Source organism: Streptomyces roseirectus, assembly GCF_014489635.1.
GTDB lineage: Bacteria > Actinomycetota > Actinomycetes > Streptomycetales > Streptomycetaceae > Streptomyces > Streptomyces roseirectus.
On record NZ_CP060828.1, the window covers coordinates 3,134,842 to 3,153,454 of the forward strand.

Genomic DNA, 18,613 nt, shown 5'->3' on the forward strand with positions numbered 1-18,613 from the left:
TCAGATCGGTTGCCGGGTCTCCTCGCGGACCTGGAGGGTCGCCTTGGCCGCGGCCTCCATGTCGACGTCCTCGGGGGACTGGGTCGCCGTCGCCGCCGACACCTCGGCGACCGTCGCGCCGGTGTTGCCGTCGACCCAGGCGCAGACGGGGTAGGTCAGCTTGGTGCCGAGCTGGTTCTGGACGATGACCTCGCAGGTCACGGTGGTGTCGGCGCCGGCGAGGTCGTAGTCCTTGGGAGGGACGGCGACGGTCGCGCTGTCGGCCTCGCCGGCACCCTTCATCATGCTCCGCCGGGAACTCGCGGTGTCCTTGAAACGCCCGTACATCCCGGAGAGGACGAGGGTGCCCTTGGTCTGGTCGCCGTCGACGTCGTACTGGCCGACGACCGCCGTGATGTCGCGCGCGTTCCAGGCGCCGCTCTCGGCCTCGATGCGCTGCCCGAGGGTGTCGGACATGTCCTTGGTGAACCGGTACTTGCCGTCGAGCAGCGTCTTCGGCAGCGTCAGCCGGTACTTGGCCTCGGGGAACCCCTTGTCGGAGCCGGTGACGACGACCAGGGAGACGACGGCCACGGCGAGCAGGGCCAGCACGGATCCGATGATCGCGAGGATCAGGCCGAGTCGCCGCTTGGGCGGGGCCGGCGGCGGGGCCGGCGCACCCCAGGGGGCCTGCCCGTAGGGGGCTTGTCCGTAAGGGGCCTGCCCGTAGGGGGCCTGCGGGGGCTGCCCGTAGGGGGTGCCGTACGCGGGCTGTCCGTACGGCCCCGGCGCGGACGGCCCCGGCGCGGCGGGCGGCGGCTGCCCGTAGGGGTTGTGCTGGGGCGGACCGTAGGGGCCTTGGGGCGGCGGAGGCGTGGACACGCCAGAACCGTACTCCAGCCGGGGGACGCCCCCATACCGGGCGTAGGGGACAGCCCCGTCCGGGCTGAGCGGACAACCCCGTCCGGGCTAGGGGGCGCCCCTGTCATACCTGAGCGCCAACAAGTGCCGTACGAGGGATTGACGCCCTTGCTGACAGGCAGTCTCATAAGTGCCATGACGACCCTCACTGAGACCGACGCCGTCGACGGTCTGCGGGACGCGCTCGGGCTGCTCAAGGACCGGGAGCAGGTGGCCGAGCGGCTGCTCGCCTCCTCCGCGAAGCATTCGTTCGACCCGGACAAGGAACTCGACTGGGACGCGCCCTTCGAGGAGGGCAAGTGGTTCTGGCCGCCGGAGCTGGTGTCGCTGTACGACACCCCGATGTGGCGGCGGATGAGCGAGGAGCAGCGCATCCTGCTCTCCCGGCACGAGGCCGCCGCGCTCGCCTCGCTCGGCATCTGGTTCGAGCTGATCCTCATGCAGCTGCTGGTCCGGCACATCTACGACAAGGCCGCGACCAGCGCGCACGTGCGGTACGCGCTCACCGAGATCGAGGACGAGTGCCGGCACTCGAAGATGTTCGCCCGCCTCATCACGCGCGGCGACACCCCCTACTACCCGGTCAGCCGCGCCCACCACACCCTGGGCCGGGTCTTCAAGACCATCTCGACGACGCCGGGTTCGTTCACGGCGACGCTGCTCGGCGAGGAAGTCCTCGACTGGATGCAGCGCCTCACCTTCCCGGACGAGCGCGTCCAGCCGCTGATCCGGGGCGTGACGCGGATCCACGTGGTCGAGGAGGCCCGCCATGTCCGGTACGCCCGCGAGGAGTTGCGCCGGCAGATGCTCACCGCGCCCCGCTGGTCGCAGGAGTTCACACGGGTGACGTCCGGGGAGTTCGCGCGGGTGTTCTCCGTCGCCTTCATCAACCCCGAGGTCTACACGAACGTCGGGCTCGACCGGCGTGCGGCGATGGAGCAGGTCCGGCTGAGCGGGCACCGCCGGGAGGTCATGCAGAACGGCGCGCGCCGGCTCACCGACTTCCTCGACGACATCGGGGTACTACGGGGCGTAGGGCGCCGGCTGTGGCGCTCCTCCGGGCTGCTGGCCTGAGGGTTTCCCCGTAGTACCGGCTACGCTGCGAGACATGCCGCCCCCCGCAGTGCCCGCCTACCGCCGTCTCAGTGTCGAGGAGCGCCGCAGCCAGCTCCTCGACTCCGCGCTCACCCTGTTCGCGCACCGCGCCCCCGAGGACGTCTCGCTCGACGACGTCGCGGAGGCGGCGGGGGTCTCCCGGCCGCTCGTGTACCGGTACTTCCCGGGCGGGAAGCAGCAACTGTACGAGGCGGCGCTGCGCTCGGCCGCCGAGGAGCTGCGGCACTGCTTCGACGAACCCCACGACGGCCCCCTCCTCACCCGCCTCGGCCGGGCCCTGGACCGCTACCTCGGCTTCGTCGACGAGCACGCCACCGGTTTCAGCGCGCTGCTCCAGGGCGGCAGTGTCGTCGAGACGTCCCGGACGACGGCCATCGTCGACGGGGTCCGGCGGGCCGCCGCCGACCACATCTACAGCCACCTCGGGGTCACCGACCCCGGCCCGCGCCTGCGGATGACGGTCCGGATGTGGATCACGGCCGTCGAGGCGTCGTCGCTGATCTGGCTGGACGAGGAGAAGCAGCCTCCCTCCGGAGAGCTACGGGACTGGCTGGTCGAGCAGTTCGTGGCCGTCCTCACGGTCACCGCGGGCCGCGACCCCCAGACGGCCGCCCTCCTCGCGGCGTTCACCCCTGGTACCTGAGACTGATCCCGTGAAGAGCCAGCAGACCCCCTTCGAGGGCGGCCCCATGGACGGCCGTAGCCTCCCTGTCCTCCTCGGCCCCACCGGGCACCCCCCGAAGACGTACCGCATCCCGGTCCCCGACGCGGCAGGCGGCCCCCCGACGGTCCTGGTCTACCGCCGCGTCCCCCGGGGCCACAGCAAGCGCCTCGGCGTCCCGACGGGCTGGAAGTACACGTACGACCCGGACGGCAGGGGTGGACCGTCGAAGCCGCGCTGGCCCTGGTCGAAGCCGGAGAAGCAGGGCCGCGAGGAGGAGAGCTGAGGAGAGCTGGGGCCACCCCCTAGGGGCCGCTCCTTGGAAGCCGCTCCCTGGAGGCCGACCCCTGAGGGCCGGCCCTGTCAGGGGTCAGGCCGGCCCTGTCAAGGCTCAGCGTTTCAGCGTGAACGTGAAGTCGTCCGAGAGCCGGCCGCTCAGCCGGACCGTCGAGACGATCTTCCCCTCCTCGATCAGCCGCTCGACCTCACCCCGGGTGAGCCCGAACCCCTCGGCGATCAGCCGGACGGGCCGGACCGGGATGCGGGCGGCGAACCGGACCTCGACGTCGGCCGTCTCCTGGCCGAGGTGGTCCGAGCCCCCGGTGTCGAGACGCCAGGCGCCCGCCCAGTCGAGAGCGACGCGGTTGCGCCGCCGGACGACCGGGTCGCACAGCAACTCGGCTGCCAGGCCAGGGTCGTTGGCGTGCGCCCGGTCCAGCAGCTCGGGCGGTACGGAGCGCACGTTCGTCCGCTCCAGGACCGTCAGCTTCGCGGTGTCGCCGCAGCCGTCGCACAGCAGGAGGAGCCAGACGTCGAGGAGTTTGTGGTTGGCGTTGACGCGAAAACGGCCGTCCGCGTGGAAGCGTTCGCCCGCGCAGGCGTGGCATCGGCGAAGGACGGCGGGAAGGCAGGTGGGCATGACCGCCCAGCTGGTGAGCACAGAAGTACACCGGTTCCGTGAGAAATCCGCAGCAAGAAGGAGCGCGGCGCACAGGTGCGACGCGCGACAGATCAGCGCTCGGGGTGTCTCACGCGGTGTACAACGGCCCGCCTTTCAGCAGACGACTCGGTCAGGCGGCACGGTAACGGCGCACGGCAACACCGCTCCACCGATTTTTTGGGCTCCGGTTCAACGACGCGGCCGGTCAGCCGGCCTGCCCCCGCTTCGCCGTGTCCCGGCGCGAGATCGCCTCGGCGACCTCCTCGATCGCGGTCCGCAGCAGGTCGCCGTAGGCGTCCTCGGCCAGTTCGCGGACGTGTGCCCTGGCCGCGTCGATGTGTTCGGCGGCGGCGTCGAAGGAGCCCAGGCGGCGGTGGTCGTCGGCGAGGTTCAGGTGCAGGGACGGCTGGAACGCGGCGAGGCGCAGGCCGGCGTGGTGGTCCTGGAGGCGCCGGTCGGTCAGGTCCGCCGCCGCGTCCAGGGCGCGGATGTCCCAGGTCAGGGCCTGTGCGGGGTCCTCGTACAGGTCGGCCAGGTGGTGGGCGAGGGTGCAGCGGTGCAGGGGGTCGGTGAGCGTCGGCCACAGGGTCAGGAGGGTGCGGCGGGCGGCCTCGGTGTCGCCGGCGCGGCCCTCGGTCACGGCTCGGCCGATGGCCTCCATGGTCGGGTCGGGGGTGGTCACGGGGTGCTCCTCAGGGTCGTACGGGCATGGCGAGGGTGGTGAGGTCGCCCCGGTCGGCCGACCGGATCGTGACGGGCAGGTCTGGTCCCCGCAGGTCGAGCAGCACATCCGGGCCGATCGCGGTGCTGACGGCCGGGTAGAGGGTGGTGACGTCGAAGGTGATTCGCAGGGCCGGGCCCGTCACGTGTGCCGGGAGCGGTACGCCGGACCCGTAGTCCCCGGGCGGGAGGACCCGTAGGACGTGCGGGGTAACTCCCACGTCCCCCACCCCCGGCTCCCCCACGCCCCGCGAACCGACCCCCAGCACCACCCGCTCCCCCGCCTGCTCCCCCAACGCCCCCAGCAGCTCCCCCTTCGCCACCGTCACCCGCGTCACCACCTCCGGCAGCGACGCGAGCATCAGCCTGTGGTCGGGAAACTCCGCCGCCAGCACGGCGCAGTACCGGTCCTCCCGCCCGGCCATCCGCAGCCGCACCCCGTGGGGCCCCGCCTCCACCCGGACGACGGCACTGCGCCGGATCTCCGCGACGACGGCCCGCAGCTCGTCCCCGTCGACCGTGGCCGCCCAGTCCGTGGCCGCCCCCTCGGTGGGGGCCAGGGTCCGGGTGGCGAGCCGGTACCGGTCGGTGGCGGTCAGGATGAACGCCTCCGCCGTCGCCTCGACGCGCACCCCGCCGAGCACCGGCAGCCCAGGCTCCCGCACGGTCGCCGTCAGCACCTGCTCGACGGCGTCGGCCAGCACCGGCCCCTTCAGCACGGCGACCGGCAGACTCGGCACCCCCGCGCTCGGCACCCCCGCGCTCAGTGCCCCCGCGAGCGACGCCTTGACCGAGACGGCCCTGCGCCGCACCTCCGCCGCGTCCCCGAGGACCCGCGCCACGTGCTCGTCGATCAGCCGGACGCCGTCCCCCTCACCCGCGTCGAGCACCGCCGCGACCTCCGTCAGCGGCATCCCCAGCTCCCGCAGCCGGCGCACCGCTCTCGCCCGCTCCACCTGGTCCGCCCCGTAGTACCGGTAGCCGGTGTCAGGGGCTACCTCGGAGGGAGTCAGCACCCCGGAGTCGTCGTAAAAACGCAGGGCACTCGGTGTCAGCCCGGTACGGCGGGCGAACACCCCGATCGGCATCAGTTCACTGTCCGGCACCCCGCCATCGTGACCCTTCGACCGACTCGAAGGTCAACACGGACCCCCTGGCCACCCGCCACGCCGCCCCCACCCCCCCGATGACGCGCACGAGTGACCCCGTTCCGCCGAACCGCGCACGCTCGGCGCGCGCCGTCCCGCCGCACCGCCGATGCTCGGCCTGCGGGACGGACGCGCCGTCCCCGGCGGAGGTGATGAGATGTCAGGACGCGTGCTGCGCCTGGTGTGCACGACGGTGCTGGCGACGCAGGTCGTCCTCACCCCGTCGGCCGCGGTGGGTGTGCCGGAGCCCGCCGAGCGGCCCGTCGCCGAGTTGCTGACGGAGCTTCAGCGGCTGTACCGGGAAGCGGAGTCGGCGACGGAGGCGTACAACGCGACGGAGGTGCGGCTCAAGGCGAGACAGACGGAGCTGAGCCGCCTCGACGGCGAACTCGTGCGCGCCCGCCTCGCGTTGGACGACAGCCGGGACACCGCCGGCCGTCTCGCCCGCCAGCAGTACCAGTCCCGCACGGACATCTCCCCGTACGTCCGCCTCCTGCTCGCCAAGGACCCCCAACACGCCCTGGACGAGGGCCACATCATCGGCCAGCTGGCCCGCGACCGCGCCTCGGCGACCACCCGTCTCGCCCAGGACGAACACCGCCGCGCCGCCCTCTCCCGCGCCGCCCGCACCGCCCTGGACGCCCAACTCGCCCTCACCGCGGCCAAGAAGAAGGCCCGCGACGACGTCCGCAAGCGCCTGGACGACGTCCAGAAGCTCCTCGTCTCCCTCACCCCCGAACAGCTCACCCGCCTGGCCCGGCTGGAACAAACCCAAGTCGACCAGCGGCAAAAGGAGTTCATGTCCGCCACCGGGCTCCCCGAGACCGACACACCCGCTCCCCCCAGGGCCCGGCAGGCGGTGCGCCACGCGCTGGACCAGGTGGGCAAGCCCTACGAGACGGGTTCGGCGGGGCCGGACTCGTACGACAACTCCGGTCTGGCGGCGGGGAGCTGGAGCCGCGCGGGCGCCCGGATCCCGCGCACGGCGAAGGAGCAGTGGACGAGACTGCCGAGGGTCCCCCTGAAGGAACTGCGCCCGGGAGACCTCGTGGTGTACCACCCGGAGGCGACGCACGTCGCGGTGTACGTCGGCAAGGGCAGGGTCGTCCAGGCACCGGGCCCGGGAGGCCGGGTGAGGATCACCCCCATCGCCACGGACCCGGTACTGGGAGCAGTACGTCCGACCTGACCCCCTGCACCCGGCCCAGCCGCCTGCACCCGCTCCGATCCCTCATCCCCCCTCACCCCCTCACTCCCCCGAAGCCGCCCCGATCGCCTCGTCCAACACCTCACGCGACAGGGCGAGTTCAGCGATCAGCCGATCGATCCGCGCCCGCTCGGCGACCAGTTCCTCCACCAGTTTCCCGTCCGCCGCCGCACTGGGCCCCCCGTCCGCGTCCCGCATACAGGGCAGCAGCCGCGCGATGGTGGCACTGTTCAACCCGGCCGCGTACAGCGCCTGCACCCGGATCACCCGGTCCACGGCCCACTCGCCGAACTCCCGGTGCCCGCCCGGCGTCCGCGCGGCGACCAGCAGTCCCTGCTGCTCGTAGTACCGCAACGACCGCTCGCTCACCCCGCTGCGCCGAGCCAACTCCCCGATCCGCACCCGACGTTCACCTCCCCGCGCCAGAACAGGAACCCATGAACCGGCACGCTTGAATCTGACACCAGTGTCAACTTCTACGGTACCGGCATGACGCCGACCACCCCACTCCTCGCCCCCACCCACCTCGGTCAACTCCCCCTCCCTCACCGCCTGGTGATGGCCCCTCTGACCCGCAACAGAGCCCAACCAGACGGCGTCCCCTCGAAGTTGATGGAGACGTACTACACGCAGCGCGCCTCCGCCGGCCTGATCATCGCGGAGGCGACGACCCCGAACACGGTGGGCCAGACGTACCCGAACATCCCCGGCATCCACACCCGCCCCCAGATCGAGGGCTGGCGGCGGATCACGGACGCGGTCCACGCGGCCGGCGGACACATGTTCCTCCAGCTCCAGCACGGCGGAAGGGTGGGCCACCCGGCGAACAGCGGGCACGTCCCCGTGGCCCCGTCCCCGGTCCCCCTCCCGGAGTCGATCCACACCTCCACCGGCCGCCAACCCTCGGTCACCCCACGGGAGTTGACGAAGGCCGGCATCAGGGCGACGGTCGCCGACTTCGCTCAGGCCGCCCGCAACGCGCGACAAGCCGGCTTCGACGGCGTCGAGGTGCACTCCGCCAACGGCCACCTCCTGCACCAGTTCCTCGCCGCGAACACCAACCACCGCACGGACGAGTACGGCGGCCCGGCCGAGCGCCGCGTCCGCTTCACCGTGGAGGTCACGCGCGCGGTCGCCGAGGCGATCGGCCCCGAGCGGGTGGGCCTGCGCGTCTCACCGGGCAACACCGTCAACGGCATCGAGGAGACCGACACCGACACCCTCTACCCGGCCCTGCTCGCGACGCTCGCCGGTGACGGCCTCGCCTATCTGCACCTGGTCACGATGAACCACGACCACCCCCTCTTCCCACGCCTGCGTGCCCTGTGGCCAGGCACCCTCGTCGGGAACCCGGCGCTCGGGCCGGCGCTCCCCGCCGACGGCGGCCGGGCGGCGGCCGAACAACTCCTCGCGCACGGCGCCGACTTGGTGGCCCTCGGCCGCGCGTTCCTCGCCAACCCGGACCTCGTCGCCCGCCTGCGCACGGGCGCCCCGCTCAACGAGGTGCAAGGCGCCCTGATGATGTACACGGGCGGCGAGCGGGGCTACCTCGACTACCCGACGCTGGCTCAGGCCAGCGACGCGAGGTACGCCGCCGTCAGCTCCGGCTCGTAGAAGAAGTCCTCGAAGTCGGCGGGGTTGTCGAAGGCGTTGGCGAACCGGTCGGCGGCCGGCTGCAACTGCCCTGCCGCGCCGAGGAGGTCGACGACGTGCTCCGGCGGCGGCGCGAGCATCGCGTTGGTCCACTTGGTGACGTGCCGGGCGGTGTCCCAGTACCGCTCGAACGTCGCCCGCATCCACTCCTCGTCGAACTCCTTCTCCCCGTGGTCGAGGATCGCGGAGAGGTACGAAGCGGCGCATTTCGAGGCGGAGTTGGAGCCCTGGCCGGTGATGGGGTCGTTCGCGACGACGACGTCGGCGACACCCAGGACCAGCCCGCCGCCGGGCAGGTGTCCGACGGGGTTGCGGACGGTGGGGGCGTAGCGGCCGGCCAACGTGGCGCCCGCGTCGGTGAGTTCGGCGTCCTTGGCCCGGTCGTACTCCCAGGGCAGGAACGTCTTCATCAACTCCAGGGTGAGGTTGAGGTGTTCGGCGGGGTCCTGGACGCCGGTGAAGACGTCGAGGGGGCCGCCGGGCACGCCCTCCCAGAAGAGGATGTCCGCGCGGCCGGAGGTCGTCAGCGTCGGCATGACGAACAACTCCCCCACTCCCGGTACCAGGTTGCAGCGCACGGCCTCGGTGTCCGGGTGCTCGGGGCGCGGGCCCAGGCCGTGGACGTAGGCGACGGCGAGGGCGCGCTGCGGGGTGTCGTACGGGGAGCGCTCGGGGTCGCGGGCGAACATCGACACCAACTCGCCCTTGCCGGCGGCGACGAGGACGAGGTCGTAGGTGCGGGAGAAGTAGTCGAGGTCCCCGACCGCCGCGCCGTGGATGACGAGTTGGCCGCCGCGCTGGGCGAACGTCTCCATCCAGCCCGCCATCTTGAGGCGCTGGTCGACGGACTGGGCGTGGCCGTCGAGGTGGCCGAGCCAGTCGATCAGGCGCTCGCCGGACGGGCCCGCGACGGAGACTCCGAGCCCTTCGATCCTGGGTGCCTGGCTCTCCCAGAAGTTGATCCCGAGGTCGCGTTCGTGCTGGAGGGCCGTGTGGAACATGCACTGCGTGGACATCACGCGGCCCGAACGGATCTCGTCCGCCGTCCGGTTGGACATCAGGGTGACCTCGTAGCCGTGCTTCTGCAGGCCGAGGGCGAGCTGGAGGCCGGACTGGCCGGCCCCCACGACGAGTATCTTCCGCATGCTGAACTCGGGCTCCTATTCGGGTGTTTCGTCGAGCGCGTGGGCCACCAGGGTGAGCAGGGTCTCGATGACCGTGTTCCGGCGGCGGGCGTCCATGACGACGACCGGGACCTTCTGAGGGATCGTCAGAGCCTCGCGGACGTCCTCGGGTTCGTAGCGTTCGGTGCCGTCGAAGTGGTTCACGGCGACGACGTACGGCAGTCCGTAGCTCTCGAAGTAGTCCAGCGCGGGGAAGCAGTCCTTCAGGCGGCGGGTGTCGGCGAGGACGACGGCGCCGATCGCGCCGCGCACCAGGTCGTCCCACATGAACCAGAACCGCTGCTGGCCGGGGGTGCCGAAGAGGTACAGCACCAGGTCGTCGTCCAGCGTGAGGCGGCCGAAGTCCATGGCGACCGTGGTCGTGAGCTTGTCCGGGGTGGCGCTCAGGTCGTCGGTGGCGGCGGACGCCTGGGTCATCAGCGCCTCCGTCTGGAGGGGCGTGATCTCCGAGACGGCGGTGACGAGGGTCGTCTTGCCGACGCCGAAGCCGCCGGCCACCACGATCTTCGTCGCGACGGGGGCGCGGGTGCGGTCCGTCTGCCAGGATTTCAGGTTCTCGTCGGGATCAACTCCCCAGGTTTCCCCGGCGGATATGTGATCAGAGACGACGGAGTCCACTCAGCACCCTTTCCAGCAGAGCGCGGTCGGGACGGCCCGTACCGTGAGCGGTACCGGTGCCGTGCACACGGATCTTTCCCTGGTCGGCGAGGTCGCTGAGCAGGACGCGGACCACACCGAGCGGCATGCGCAGCAGCGCGGCGATCTCGGCCACGGTGCGCATGCGGCGGCACAGTTCGACGATGGCCGCCAACTCCGGGAGGACCCTGGGGTCTTGACGGCTCGTCAACTCCTTGTGTTCCTCGGGTGCTTCGAGGGCGGCGACGAAGGTCTCGACGAGCAGGACGTGGCCGAAGCGGGTGCGTCCGCCGGTCAGGGAGTAGGGGCGGACCCGGGCGGGATGGGGGTACCTCCCTGTTCGAGCGGAGCCGAGAACTTGGGGGAGCCCTGCGCCGCGCACCGGGAGCTGGTTCCTGGTCACCGGACGCTCCCTTCCGCCTCCAGCGACTTCCGTAGTTCCGTGCGGAGTTCGGGCGTCAGGACGTGGCCGACGCGCCCCACGAACAGGGCCATGTGGTACGCGACGATACTCATGTCGCACTCCGCGTTGCCGTGGACGCCGAGCAGGGAGCCGTCGCTGATCGACATCACGCACAGGCTGCCGTCGTCCATCGCGACCATGGTGTTCTTCACGCCGCCGAAGTCCATCAGGCGGGCGGCGCCCAGGGTCAGGCTGCCGATGCCGGACACGATCGTCGCGAGGTCGGCGGCGGAGCCTCTGGGGCCGCCGGGTTTGCGTGAACTCTCCTGTTTCGCCTGGGCGTTGAGGCCGGGATCGGAGGAGAGCAGCAGCAGGCCGTCGGAGGAGACGACGGCCACCGACTGGATGCCGGGCACCTCCTCCACCAGGTTGTTCAACAGCCAGTGCAGGTTACGGGCCTCACTGCTCAGTCCGAAGGTACTGGGCGCGGTCAACTACTTGCCTCCTCGGCTGGGCCCCCCGTGGCTTCCCCGGCAACGCCATGACTGTGACGCCGAACTGCCTCGCGCTGCCTGGGCACTTCACCCTCGGCCGGTCCCCCGCCGGACTCCGTCTCGGCGTCCCGGTATCCGGCCGCGACCCCCCGCCTAAACCCCCCGAGCTTCTTCCGCAGCGCCTCGGCGTCGACACCGCCCACCTTCGGCCGCACGGTCTCCTCCGGAGCCGTCACCTTCGGCGTCCGCTTGGGCAGCCCCTTCGAGGTGACCTGCTCAGCGGGCTCGGACTCGGGCTCGGGCTCCGGTTCGGGGTCGACTTCGCCGCGCGGCGCCGACGGCAGCAGGAGGGCCATGGTCGTCTCGGAGGAGACGGGAGACTCGGCGACGACGGGAGCTTCAGCGACGACGGAAGGTTCGGCCACGGGACGTTCGGCGACGACATCGGACTCGTCCCCGTCGGCCTCCGCGGACGCGGCGTGTTCATCGACGCCCTCGTCAACACCCCCGACGACGTCCTCGACTTCGACAGCACCGGCGTCCTCACCGGCGTCAGCCGGAACCCCGCCCCCCGCCGCACGGATCGCCCGCTCCGCCAGCTCGACCGCGAGATCCCCACCCCGCGAACGCACCCCGATGACATGGGAGTTGACCTCGGCATCGGCCCCCGGCAGAGAAACGGCCTTCGCGGCGACAGCCCCCGGCGAGGAAGCCGTCCCACCCCCCGACGGCGCCGGCGACAGCACCCCCGTCGGCACGACGACGACGGCCGCGGTCCCGGCGGACTTCTTCCGCACCCTCAACCGGACGCGCACGGCGTGCCGCCCGGCGAGCCGGGAGACGACGAAGAGACCGAGCCCTTCCTCGCCCTCGAAGGGCACCTCGGGGTCGGACTCGGCGAGCCGCGCGTTGAGCGCGTCGAGACGGCCGGCCTCGATACCGTCACCCTCGTCCTGGACGGAGAGCATGACGTCGCCGTTCTCCAGGAGCCAGCCGGAGACCTCGACGGGCAGCTCGGCCGGCGAGAAGGACGTCGCGTTCTCCATCAACTCCGCGAGCAGATGCGAGAGATCGTCGGCGGCGAACCCGGCGATGTGGGCGTGCGCCGGGAGGGACGAGATCCGCACCCGGTCGTAGCGCTCGATCTCGGAGACGGCGGCCCGCACGACGTCCACCAGCGGTACCGGGCCGGGGTGTTGCTGCTCGTGCTCGGCCCCGGCGAGGACGAGCAGGTTCTCGCTGTGGCGCCGCATGACGGTGGCGAAGTGGTCGAGCTTGAAGAGCGTGGCCAGCCGCTCGGGGTCCTGCTCGCGCTCCTCCAGCCCCTCGATGACGGCGAGTTGACGCTCGACGAGGGCGAGCGTGCGCAGCGAGAGGTTGACGAAGGTCGATCCGATGGACGCCCGCAGCCGCTCCAACTGCCCGGTGACGGCGTCGAGTTCGGCCCGCAGCTCCTCGCGCGCGTCGGCCATCTTCTGCCGCTGCCCGACGAGGTGTTTGCGGTCGGCCTCCAGGGTCCCGATCCGCTCGTACAGCCCGGCGGCGTGCGCGTGGAGGGCGTTGACGGACCGGACGACCTGCGCGAACTCGTCGTTGCGGCCGGTGAACTTGACGGGTTCCTCGGCGCCGGGGTCGTCCGCGTCGGCGAGCCGTGCGGCGCCCCGGCGGACGGCGGACAGCGGGCGGGTGAGGCTGCGGGCCATGCCGGTGGCGACGCCGACGGCGACCAGCATCAGCGCGCCGAGCAGCGCGACGCGCAGTTCGAGCGAGGTGACGTCGTCGTCGCGGAGGGCGGCCAATTCCTTGGTGCGCCGGTCGAAGAGGGACGCCTCGACGCCGCGCATCAGTTCGATGCGGGCGGACAGGGCGGCGTCCACCTCGTCGGGAGCGGCCGTCAAGTCCCGTTCACTGAGGGAGGGTTGGTCGGTGAGCTGGGCCAAGTACCGCTCGGCGGTGTCCGCTTCGCCCCCGGTGACCGTCGACTCGTACGCGTCGACCATCCGCTCGGGTGCCGTCTCCCGGAAGTCGGCGAGCGCCGAGTCCGAGCGGACGCGGGCCTGTTGGGCGGCGGCGCTGAGGGCGTCGCGCAACTCGACGGAGCCGGAGGTGTCGTAGCCGTCGCCGGCCGGGACGTCGAGCGCGGCGACCAGCAACCCCCGTGCGGCGGCGGCCTGCTGGACGGCGGAGTCGAGTTCGGCGAGGGCGTAGGCACCCTCACCCGCGCGCGGCGGGGTCTGCTGGGCGAGCCGTTCGGCGAGGCGGTGCAGTTCGGTGACGGTCTCGCTGTAGGCGTCGTGGGCCTGGAGCGGGGTGCTCTTCCCGTCGAGCGCGTTCTTGCGGACGGCCGCGATGCCGGCGACGGCGGGCGGGAGGTTGCCGGCGGCGCGCAGGTCGGTGATCTGGCGGTCGACGCGCGCGGTGATCTGGGTGTCCGGGGCGTGTTCCTTGTCGCGTCCGGTGGCGAGGTAGGCGGTGACCTGGTCGCGTTCGTCGGCGAGGGAGTGCGCGAGGACCAGCGCGTCCTGGGTCCGCTCGGCGAGCGTCACCAGGTCCTGGGAGTCCTTGAGTTCGGCGGAGAGCGCGAGCACGGACGGCGTACCGGCCGCGCCGATCGCGGCGGCGACCACGGCGACGGCGATGATCAGCCGGTTGCGCACATGGGTCGGACGGCCCTTGCCGACGGGCGGCTGCGGCTGCACGCCCGAAGCACCTGAAGTGCCCGCCGCACCCGAGGCCCCGGAGGCCGACTGTTCTGTGCGCCGAGGCCGCGTCTTCTGCACCGGTGCTCGCATTCCTGACTCGTGTACCCATGGGACCGGATGACGCTCGGTCAACAACAGCGCACAACCGGTACGGTCCCCGACCCTCCCAGTGCCGGTGGGCGGGAAGCGCTCATCACCTGACCCGCCACCCGAAGGAGTGAACATCGGAGGGGAGTTGGCGGGCAAGTTCCGCCGTCGCGCGCGGGCGCGTCGCGCAGCGGGCCGGTTGGACGCGGGCGCCGGGCTTTGACACCATTCGCCGCCACGCCTTCCCCGAGCACCCGATTCCCACCCAAATCACCCCGCTGACCTGCAAAGAAGCGCCAACGGGACGATCACGGCGAGCCGTTCACCCGCTGTATGCGCGCGCATGTGCAGACTGGCGGGATGCGTACGGAACTTGTGTCCGAGCCGGGCGATCCGGCCCGCCCCAACGAGGACTTCGCCGCGCTCGCCGTTCCCGCAGCCGGACAGGGGGGCGTGCTCGTCGTGCTGGACGGCGTGACGCCGCCACGCGGCCCGACCGGCTGCGTGCACACGGTCCCCTGGTACACCGCGCGGCTCGGCGGAGCGCTGACCGAACTGACCGCTTCTCGCCGGGATGTTCCGCTGGCCGAGGCGCTGTCCCTGGCGATCGACCGAACCGCGACCTCCCATTCACAAACCTGTGACCTTTCTCACCCACGCACACCGCAGGCGACGGTCGCCCTGGCCCGGTGGGACGAGCGGCACGTGGACCATCTCGTCCTCTCCGACGCGGCGCTCCTCCTGGAGTCCCCCGACGGCACGGTCACCCCGGTCCTCGACGACCGCCTCGCCCGCCTGCCCCGCGCACTGCTCGTCTCCGACGAGGTCGCCGACGCGCGCGCCCGCAACAAGGAGGGCGGCTTCTTCACCGCCGCCGCCGACCCGTCCGTGGCCGCCCGCGCGGTGACGGGGCGCGTGGCGCGCGCGGACGTCCACTCCCTGCTCGGGCTGACGGACGGGGCCGGCCGGTGGGTCGAGACGTTCCACGAGGGCGACTGGGCCGACCTGCCCGCGTACGTCCGCAAGGCGGGCCCCGGCGGACTCGTGCGCCGGGTGCGGGAGTTGGAGACGTCCGACGCCGAGGCGCGGATGTTCCTGGGCCGCGCCAAGACGCACGACGACGCGACGGCCGTCTACGTGGAGCCGTAACCCCCGTCCACCGCGCCCTACTTCTCCATCACCTGGTTCAACTCGGCCAGCAGCCGCGCCAGTTCGGCGACCTCCTTGCGGTCCCAGTGGGCGAGCTGGCTGACGTAGATCGCGCGGCGCGCCTCGCGGACCCGGCTCACCCTGCGCCGCCCCTCCTCGGTCAGCTCGACGAGCCAGGCCCGGCCGTCGGCGGGGTCGGGCTCGCGGCCGATCAGCCCCAGCTCCTCCAGCGCCCGCAACTGCCGGGACATCGTCGCCTTGCCGACGCCGATGTACGCGGCGAGTTCGGTGGCCCGGCGCCGCCCGCTCTCCTCCAGCCGCACGAGCAGCCCGTACGCGGCCGGCTCCAGGTCCGGGTGCACCTCGCGGGCCATCTCGCCCTGGTTCGCGCGAGCCCGCCGCAGCAACACGGTCAGCTCCCGCTCCAGCGAGAGGAACTCCCGGTCGGCCCCTCCCACCACGCCGCCGTTCCCGTCGTCACTCACTTCGGTGCTCCCTGTCGTCCACCGGCACATCGCCGCAGTTCGGACAGTATTTCGCAGGTCGGCGTAGGGGGCTTGTCAGAGGACGGCCCCAGTTGTTCCGAGGGGACGGCGACGGCGTGCAGATTCCGCGAAGACCCTCAAGACGGACACGGAGGCCGGGCTTCCTCGAGGGAAACCCGAGCCTCCGCCCATCCGACAGCGCCCTCCCCCAGTGCTTAACGCCTGGGAGGTGCCCCCACCGCCGCCATCGGAACCTCTACCGTCACCGGCGTCAGCGCCAGCTCCAGCACCTGCCGGACGTCCGTGACGGCGTGGACGTCGAGCTTGTCCAGCACCTCCGCCGGGACGTCGTCCAGGTCGGCCTCGTTGCGCTTGGGGATGATGACGGTCCGCACCCCGGCCCGGTGCGCGGCGAGCAGCTTCTGCTTGACGCCGCCGATGGGCAGGACGCGCCCGGTCAGGGACACCTCGCCGGTCATCGCGACGTCCGTGCGGACCAGCCGCCCGGAGAGCAGCGAGGCCAGCGCGGTCGTCATGGTGATGCCGGCGCTCGGGCCGTCCTTGGGGACCGCGCCCGCCGGGAAGTGGATGTGCACGCCCCGGTCCTTGAGGTCACCGACCGGCAGTTCCAGCTCGGCGCCGCGCGAGCGCAGGAAGCTGAGCGCGATCTGCGCGGACTCCTTCATGACGTCGCCGAGCTGCCCGGTCAGGGTGAGCCCCGCCGCGCCCGTCTCCGGGTCGGCCAGGGACGCCTCGACGAACAGGACGTCGCCGCCCGCGCCGGTCACCGCGAGGCCGGTCGCGACGCCCGGGACGGCCGTGCGGCGCTCGGCGGGGTCCTGGGCGGACTCGGGCACGTGGTGCGGGCGCCCGATGAGGCCGCGCAGCTCCTCGTCGGTGACGGTGAACGGCAGTTCCCGCTCGCCCAGTTCGTGCTGGGCGGCGACCTTGCGCAGCAGGCGCGCGATGGACCGCTCCAGGGTGCGTACGCCCGCCTCGCGCGTGTACTCCCCGGCGAGCTTGCGCAGGGCGCTCTCGTCGAGGGTGACCTCGTCCGCGCTCAGGCCCGCGCGCTCCAGTTGGCGCGGGAGCAGGTGGTCGCGGGCGATGACGACCTTCTCGTCCTCGGTGTAGCCGTCGAGGCGGACCAGCTCCATGCGGTCGAGCAGGGCCTCCGGGATGGCCTCCAGGACGTTGGCCGTGGCGAGGAACACCACGTCCGACAGGTCGAGTTCGACCTCCAGGTAGTGGTCGCGGAAGGTGTGGTTCTGCGCCGGGTCGAGGACTTCGAGGAGGGCGGCGGCCGGGTCGCCCCGGAAGTCGGAGCCGACCTTGTCGATCTCGTCGAGCAGGACGACCGGGTTCATCGAGCCGGCCTCCTTGATCGCCCGCACGATCCGGCCGGGCAGCGCGCCGACGTACGTGCGCCGGTGGCCCCTGATCTCGGCCTCGTCGCGGACGCCGCCGAGGGCGACGCGGACGAACTTACGGCCCATCGCGTGCGCGACGCTCTCGCCGAGGCTCGTCTTGCCGACGCCGGGCGGGCCGACGAGGGCGAGGACGGCGCCCCCGCGCCGGCCGCCGATGACACCGAGGCCGCGGTCGCCGCGCCGCTTGCGCACGGCCAGGTACTCGGTGATGCGCTCCTTCACGTCCTCCAGGCCCGCGTGCTCGGCGTCCAGGACGGACTTGGCGCCCTGGATGTCGTAGGCGTCCTCGGTGCGTTCGTTCCACGGGAGTTCGAGGACCGTGTCGAGCCAGGTGCGGATCCAGGAGCCCTCCGGGGACTGGTCGCTGGACCGCTCCAGCTTGTCGACCTCCTTGAGGGCCGCCTCGCGGACCTTCTCGGGCAGGTCGGCGGCCTCCACGCGGGCGCGGTAGTCGTCGGACTCCTCGGCCGAGTCCTTGCCGGTCTCGCCGTTCAGCTCACGCAGCTCCTTGCGGACGGCGTCGAGCTGGCGCCTGAGCAGGAACTCGCGCTGCTGCTTGTCGACGCCCTCCTGGACGTCCTTGGCGATCGTCTCGGCGACGTCCTGCTCGGCGAGGTGGTCGCGGAGCTGGGCGGTGGCCAGCTTCAGGCGGGCGATCGGGTCGGCCGTCTCCAGCAGCTCGATCTTCTGGTCGAGGGTCAGGAACGGGGAGTAGCCGGAGTTGTCGGCCAGCGCGGAGACGTCGTCGATGGCCTGGACGCGGTCGACGACCTGCCAGGCGCCGCGCTTGCGCAGCCACGCGGTGGCCAGCGCCTTGTACTCCTTGACGAGTTCGCCGACGCTGCCCGGCAGCGGGTCGGGCAGCGTCTCGTCGACCCTGTTGCCCTCGACCCACAGCGCGGCGCCCGGTCCGGTGGTCCCGGCGCCGATCTTCACACGCGCCCGCGCACGAATGAGCGCCCCCGGATCCCCGTCCGCGAGCCGCCCGACCTGCTCCACGGTCCCGAGCACACCCGTCCCGGCGTAATTCCCGTCCACCCGCGGCACCAACAGCACCCTCGGCTTGCCCGGTTCACTCCGCGCCGCGGCCTGCGCCGCCTCCACCGCGGCCCGCACATCGGCGTCATTCAGATCCAGCGGAACCACCATGCCCGGCAGAACGACCTCGCCGTCGAGCGGCAGCACGGGCAGAGTGAGCGTTGAGGACGACGAAGCCATGATCTCCCCTTCGGCAGTCAAGTTGAGCTATGCCGACTCAATGCACCTGAGCCCCCAAATGTTCCCCACCCCGTGTTCGCCGTGAGCGATCACCAAGAACACGCAGGCCAGAGCCGTTGTCAGTGCCGGATGCGACGGTGGAGACCAGCGAGACGAGGGGGAGGCGCGGATGGGATCACGGACAACCGACACCTACGACAACAACACGACGACCGATTTCGGTGGCGCCCAGCGGGGAGATTCCGGTGAACCCGCCAACACGGCGGGGAGCGGCGCCCCGCCGGGTGGTGCAGAGCCCTCCGGACCGCACCCGTCCGAGCGCTGCGATCGTCGGCGAGGGCCGCCCGACCCTGGGTCGGCAGGCGGAACTCGGCCGCGACCCGCGGGGCCGCGACGGCCGAGCGGCGCACCACCGGGCGGGACGCCACTGGAGCCGAGGCCGCTACCGCGGCCGGTCGCGTCCCGTTGGGTGGTGCACCG

At 72.0% G+C, this 18,613-nt stretch carries 18 protein-coding genes; 6 read left to right on the plus strand and 12 right to left on the minus strand.

The genetic code is table 11. The annotated features are described in order from the left end of the window. Positions 1–861 carry a hypothetical protein gene (locus IAG44_RS12770; RefSeq protein WP_187747250.1) on the minus strand — a complete coding sequence of 287 codons (861 nt, stop codon included), beginning with the start codon at positions 859–861 and terminating at the stop codon, positions 1–3. Between the two features lie 174 nt (positions 862–1,035). Here IAG44_RS12770 and IAG44_RS12775 point away from each other — a divergent pair, with 174 nt between their 5' ends. Genes IAG44_RS12775 through IAG44_RS12785 form a run of 3 tightly spaced genes read left to right on the plus strand, consistent with a single transcriptional unit; the run spans position 1,036 to position 2,963 of the window. After that, positions 1,036–1,974 carry an AurF N-oxygenase family protein gene (locus IAG44_RS12775; RefSeq protein ID WP_187747251.1) on the plus strand — a complete coding sequence of 313 codons (939 nt, stop codon included), beginning with the start codon at positions 1,036–1,038 and terminating at the stop codon, positions 1,972–1,974. Between the two features lie 34 nt (positions 1,975–2,008). After that, the gene (locus tag IAG44_RS12780) at positions 2,009–2,659 is read left to right on the plus strand and encodes a TetR/AcrR family transcriptional regulator (protein WP_187747252.1); all 651 of its coding nucleotides are present in this window, start codon (positions 2,009–2,011) and stop codon (positions 2,657–2,659) included. A 10-nt stretch (positions 2,660–2,669) separates the two neighbouring features. Beyond that, positions 2,670–2,963 carry a hypothetical protein gene (locus tag IAG44_RS12785; RefSeq protein WP_187747253.1) on the plus strand — a complete coding sequence of 98 codons (294 nt, stop codon included), beginning with the start codon at positions 2,670–2,672 and terminating at the stop codon, positions 2,961–2,963. 105 nt (positions 2,964–3,068) lie between these two features. Here IAG44_RS12785 and IAG44_RS12790 read toward each other — a convergent pair whose 3' ends face one another. The 3 genes from IAG44_RS12790 to IAG44_RS12800 form a co-directional block, all read right to left on the minus strand. Next, positions 3,069–3,617, minus strand: a complete 549-nt coding sequence (locus IAG44_RS12790; RefSeq protein ID WP_187747254.1) for a DUF1062 domain-containing protein — start codon at positions 3,615–3,617, stop codon at positions 3,069–3,071. Between the two features lie 205 nt (positions 3,618–3,822). Next, positions 3,823–4,278 carry a hypothetical protein gene (locus IAG44_RS12795; RefSeq protein ID WP_187752646.1) on the minus strand — a complete coding sequence of 152 codons (456 nt, stop codon included), beginning with the start codon at positions 4,276–4,278 and terminating at the stop codon, positions 3,823–3,825. A 31-nt stretch (positions 4,279–4,309) separates the two neighbouring features. Continuing rightward, the gene (locus tag IAG44_RS12800) at positions 4,310–5,443 is read right to left on the minus strand and encodes a DNA polymerase III subunit beta family protein (protein WP_187747255.1); all 1,134 of its coding nucleotides are present in this window, start codon (positions 5,441–5,443) and stop codon (positions 4,310–4,312) included. Positions 5,444–5,642: 199 nt separating this feature from the next. On the opposite strand from IAG44_RS12800, the gene IAG44_RS12805 reads away from it, so the two are divergent. Further along, positions 5,643–6,674, plus strand: coding sequence for a C40 family peptidase (locus IAG44_RS12805; protein ID WP_187747256.1), 1,032 nt, complete (start codon positions 5,643–5,645; stop codon positions 6,672–6,674). A 60-nt stretch (positions 6,675–6,734) separates the two neighbouring features. On the opposite strand, the gene IAG44_RS12810 is transcribed toward IAG44_RS12805, so the two are convergent. Further along, a complete protein-coding gene (locus IAG44_RS12810; RefSeq protein WP_187747257.1) occupies positions 6,735–7,094 on the minus strand; it encodes a MerR family transcriptional regulator in 360 nt (119 codons plus the stop codon). An 87-nt stretch (positions 7,095–7,181) separates the two neighbouring features. Here IAG44_RS12810 and IAG44_RS12815 point away from each other — a divergent pair, with 87 nt between their 5' ends. Beyond that, the gene (locus IAG44_RS12815) at positions 7,182–8,306 is read left to right on the plus strand and encodes an alkene reductase (protein WP_187747258.1); all 1,125 of its coding nucleotides are present in this window, start codon (positions 7,182–7,184) and stop codon (positions 8,304–8,306) included. On the opposite strand, the gene IAG44_RS12820 is transcribed toward IAG44_RS12815, so the two are convergent. Genes IAG44_RS12820 through IAG44_RS12840 form a run of 5 tightly spaced genes read right to left on the minus strand, consistent with a single transcriptional unit; the run spans position 8,261 to position 13,854 of the window. Further along, a complete protein-coding gene (locus IAG44_RS12820) occupies positions 8,261–9,490 on the minus strand; it encodes a styrene monooxygenase/indole monooxygenase family protein (protein WP_187747259.1) in 1,230 nt (409 codons plus the stop codon). The two genes, IAG44_RS12815 and IAG44_RS12820, sit on opposite strands and share 46 nt — an antisense overlap. Before the next feature lie 15 nt (positions 9,491–9,505). Beyond that, the gene (locus tag IAG44_RS12825; RefSeq protein ID WP_187747260.1) at positions 9,506–10,147 is read right to left on the minus strand and encodes a GTP-binding protein; all 642 of its coding nucleotides are present in this window, start codon (positions 10,145–10,147) and stop codon (positions 9,506–9,508) included. Beyond that, positions 10,128–10,568, minus strand: a complete 441-nt coding sequence (locus IAG44_RS12830; RefSeq protein ID WP_425508440.1) for a DUF742 domain-containing protein — start codon at positions 10,566–10,568, stop codon at positions 10,128–10,130. Before IAG44_RS12830 ends, IAG44_RS12825 begins: the two co-directional genes overlap by 20 nt. Then, entirely contained in the window at positions 10,565–11,062 is a 498-nt protein-coding gene (locus IAG44_RS12835) for a roadblock/LC7 domain-containing protein (RefSeq protein WP_187747261.1), read from the minus strand. Before IAG44_RS12835 ends, IAG44_RS12830 begins: the two co-directional genes overlap by 4 nt. After that, positions 11,059–13,854, minus strand: coding sequence for a sensor histidine kinase (locus tag IAG44_RS12840; protein WP_187747262.1), 2,796 nt, complete (start codon positions 13,852–13,854; stop codon positions 11,059–11,061). The genes IAG44_RS12835 and IAG44_RS12840 overlap by 4 nt, the downstream gene beginning before the upstream one ends. A gap of 357 nt (positions 13,855–14,211) precedes the next feature. Here IAG44_RS12840 and IAG44_RS12845 point away from each other — a divergent pair, with 357 nt between their 5' ends. Continuing rightward, on the plus strand, positions 14,212–15,000 hold the full coding sequence (locus IAG44_RS12845) for a protein phosphatase 2C domain-containing protein (protein WP_187747263.1): 789 nt from the start codon (positions 14,212–14,214) through the stop codon (positions 14,998–15,000). A 17-nt stretch (positions 15,001–15,017) separates the two neighbouring features. On the opposite strand, the gene IAG44_RS12850 is transcribed toward IAG44_RS12845, so the two are convergent. Beyond that, on the minus strand, positions 15,018–15,485 hold the full coding sequence (locus IAG44_RS12850) for a MarR family winged helix-turn-helix transcriptional regulator (RefSeq protein WP_187747264.1): 468 nt from the start codon (positions 15,483–15,485) through the stop codon (positions 15,018–15,020). Positions 15,486–15,700: 215 nt separating this feature from the next. Further along, positions 15,701–18,133 carry an endopeptidase La gene (lon, locus tag IAG44_RS12855; RefSeq protein WP_187747265.1) on the minus strand — a complete coding sequence of 811 codons (2,433 nt, stop codon included), beginning with the start codon at positions 18,131–18,133 and terminating at the stop codon, positions 15,701–15,703. Positions 18,134–18,613 lie beyond the last annotated feature (480 nt).

Bases quoted from the DNA above. Each gene is read 5' to 3' on its own strand.
- lon (WP_187747265.1), bottom strand. From the start codon at position 18,133: ATGGCTTCGTCGTCCTCAACGCTCACTCTGCCCGTGCTGCCGCTCGAC.
- IAG44_RS12775 (WP_187747251.1), top strand. From the start codon at position 1,036: ATGACGACCCTCACTGAGACCGACGCCGTCGACGGTCTGCGGGACGCG.
- IAG44_RS12780 (WP_187747252.1), top strand. From the start codon at position 2,009: ATGCCGCCCCCCGCAGTGCCCGCCTACCGCCGTCTCAGTGTCGAGGAG.
- IAG44_RS12820 (WP_187747259.1), bottom strand. From the start codon at position 9,490: ATGCGGAAGATACTCGTCGTGGGGGCCGGCCAGTCCGGCCTCCAGCTC.
- IAG44_RS12845 (WP_187747263.1), top strand. From the start codon at position 14,212: ATGCGTACGGAACTTGTGTCCGAGCCGGGCGATCCGGCCCGCCCCAAC.
- IAG44_RS12795 (WP_187752646.1), bottom strand. From the start codon at position 4,278: ATGGAGGCCATCGGCCGAGCCGTGACCGAGGGCCGCGCCGGCGACACC.
- IAG44_RS12805 (WP_187747256.1), top strand. From the start codon at position 5,643: ATGTCAGGACGCGTGCTGCGCCTGGTGTGCACGACGGTGCTGGCGACG.
- IAG44_RS12840 (WP_187747262.1), bottom strand. From the start codon at position 13,854: ATGCGAGCACCGGTGCAGAAGACGCGGCCTCGGCGCACAGAACAGTCG.
- IAG44_RS12815 (WP_187747258.1), top strand. From the start codon at position 7,182: ATGACGCCGACCACCCCACTCCTCGCCCCCACCCACCTCGGTCAACTC.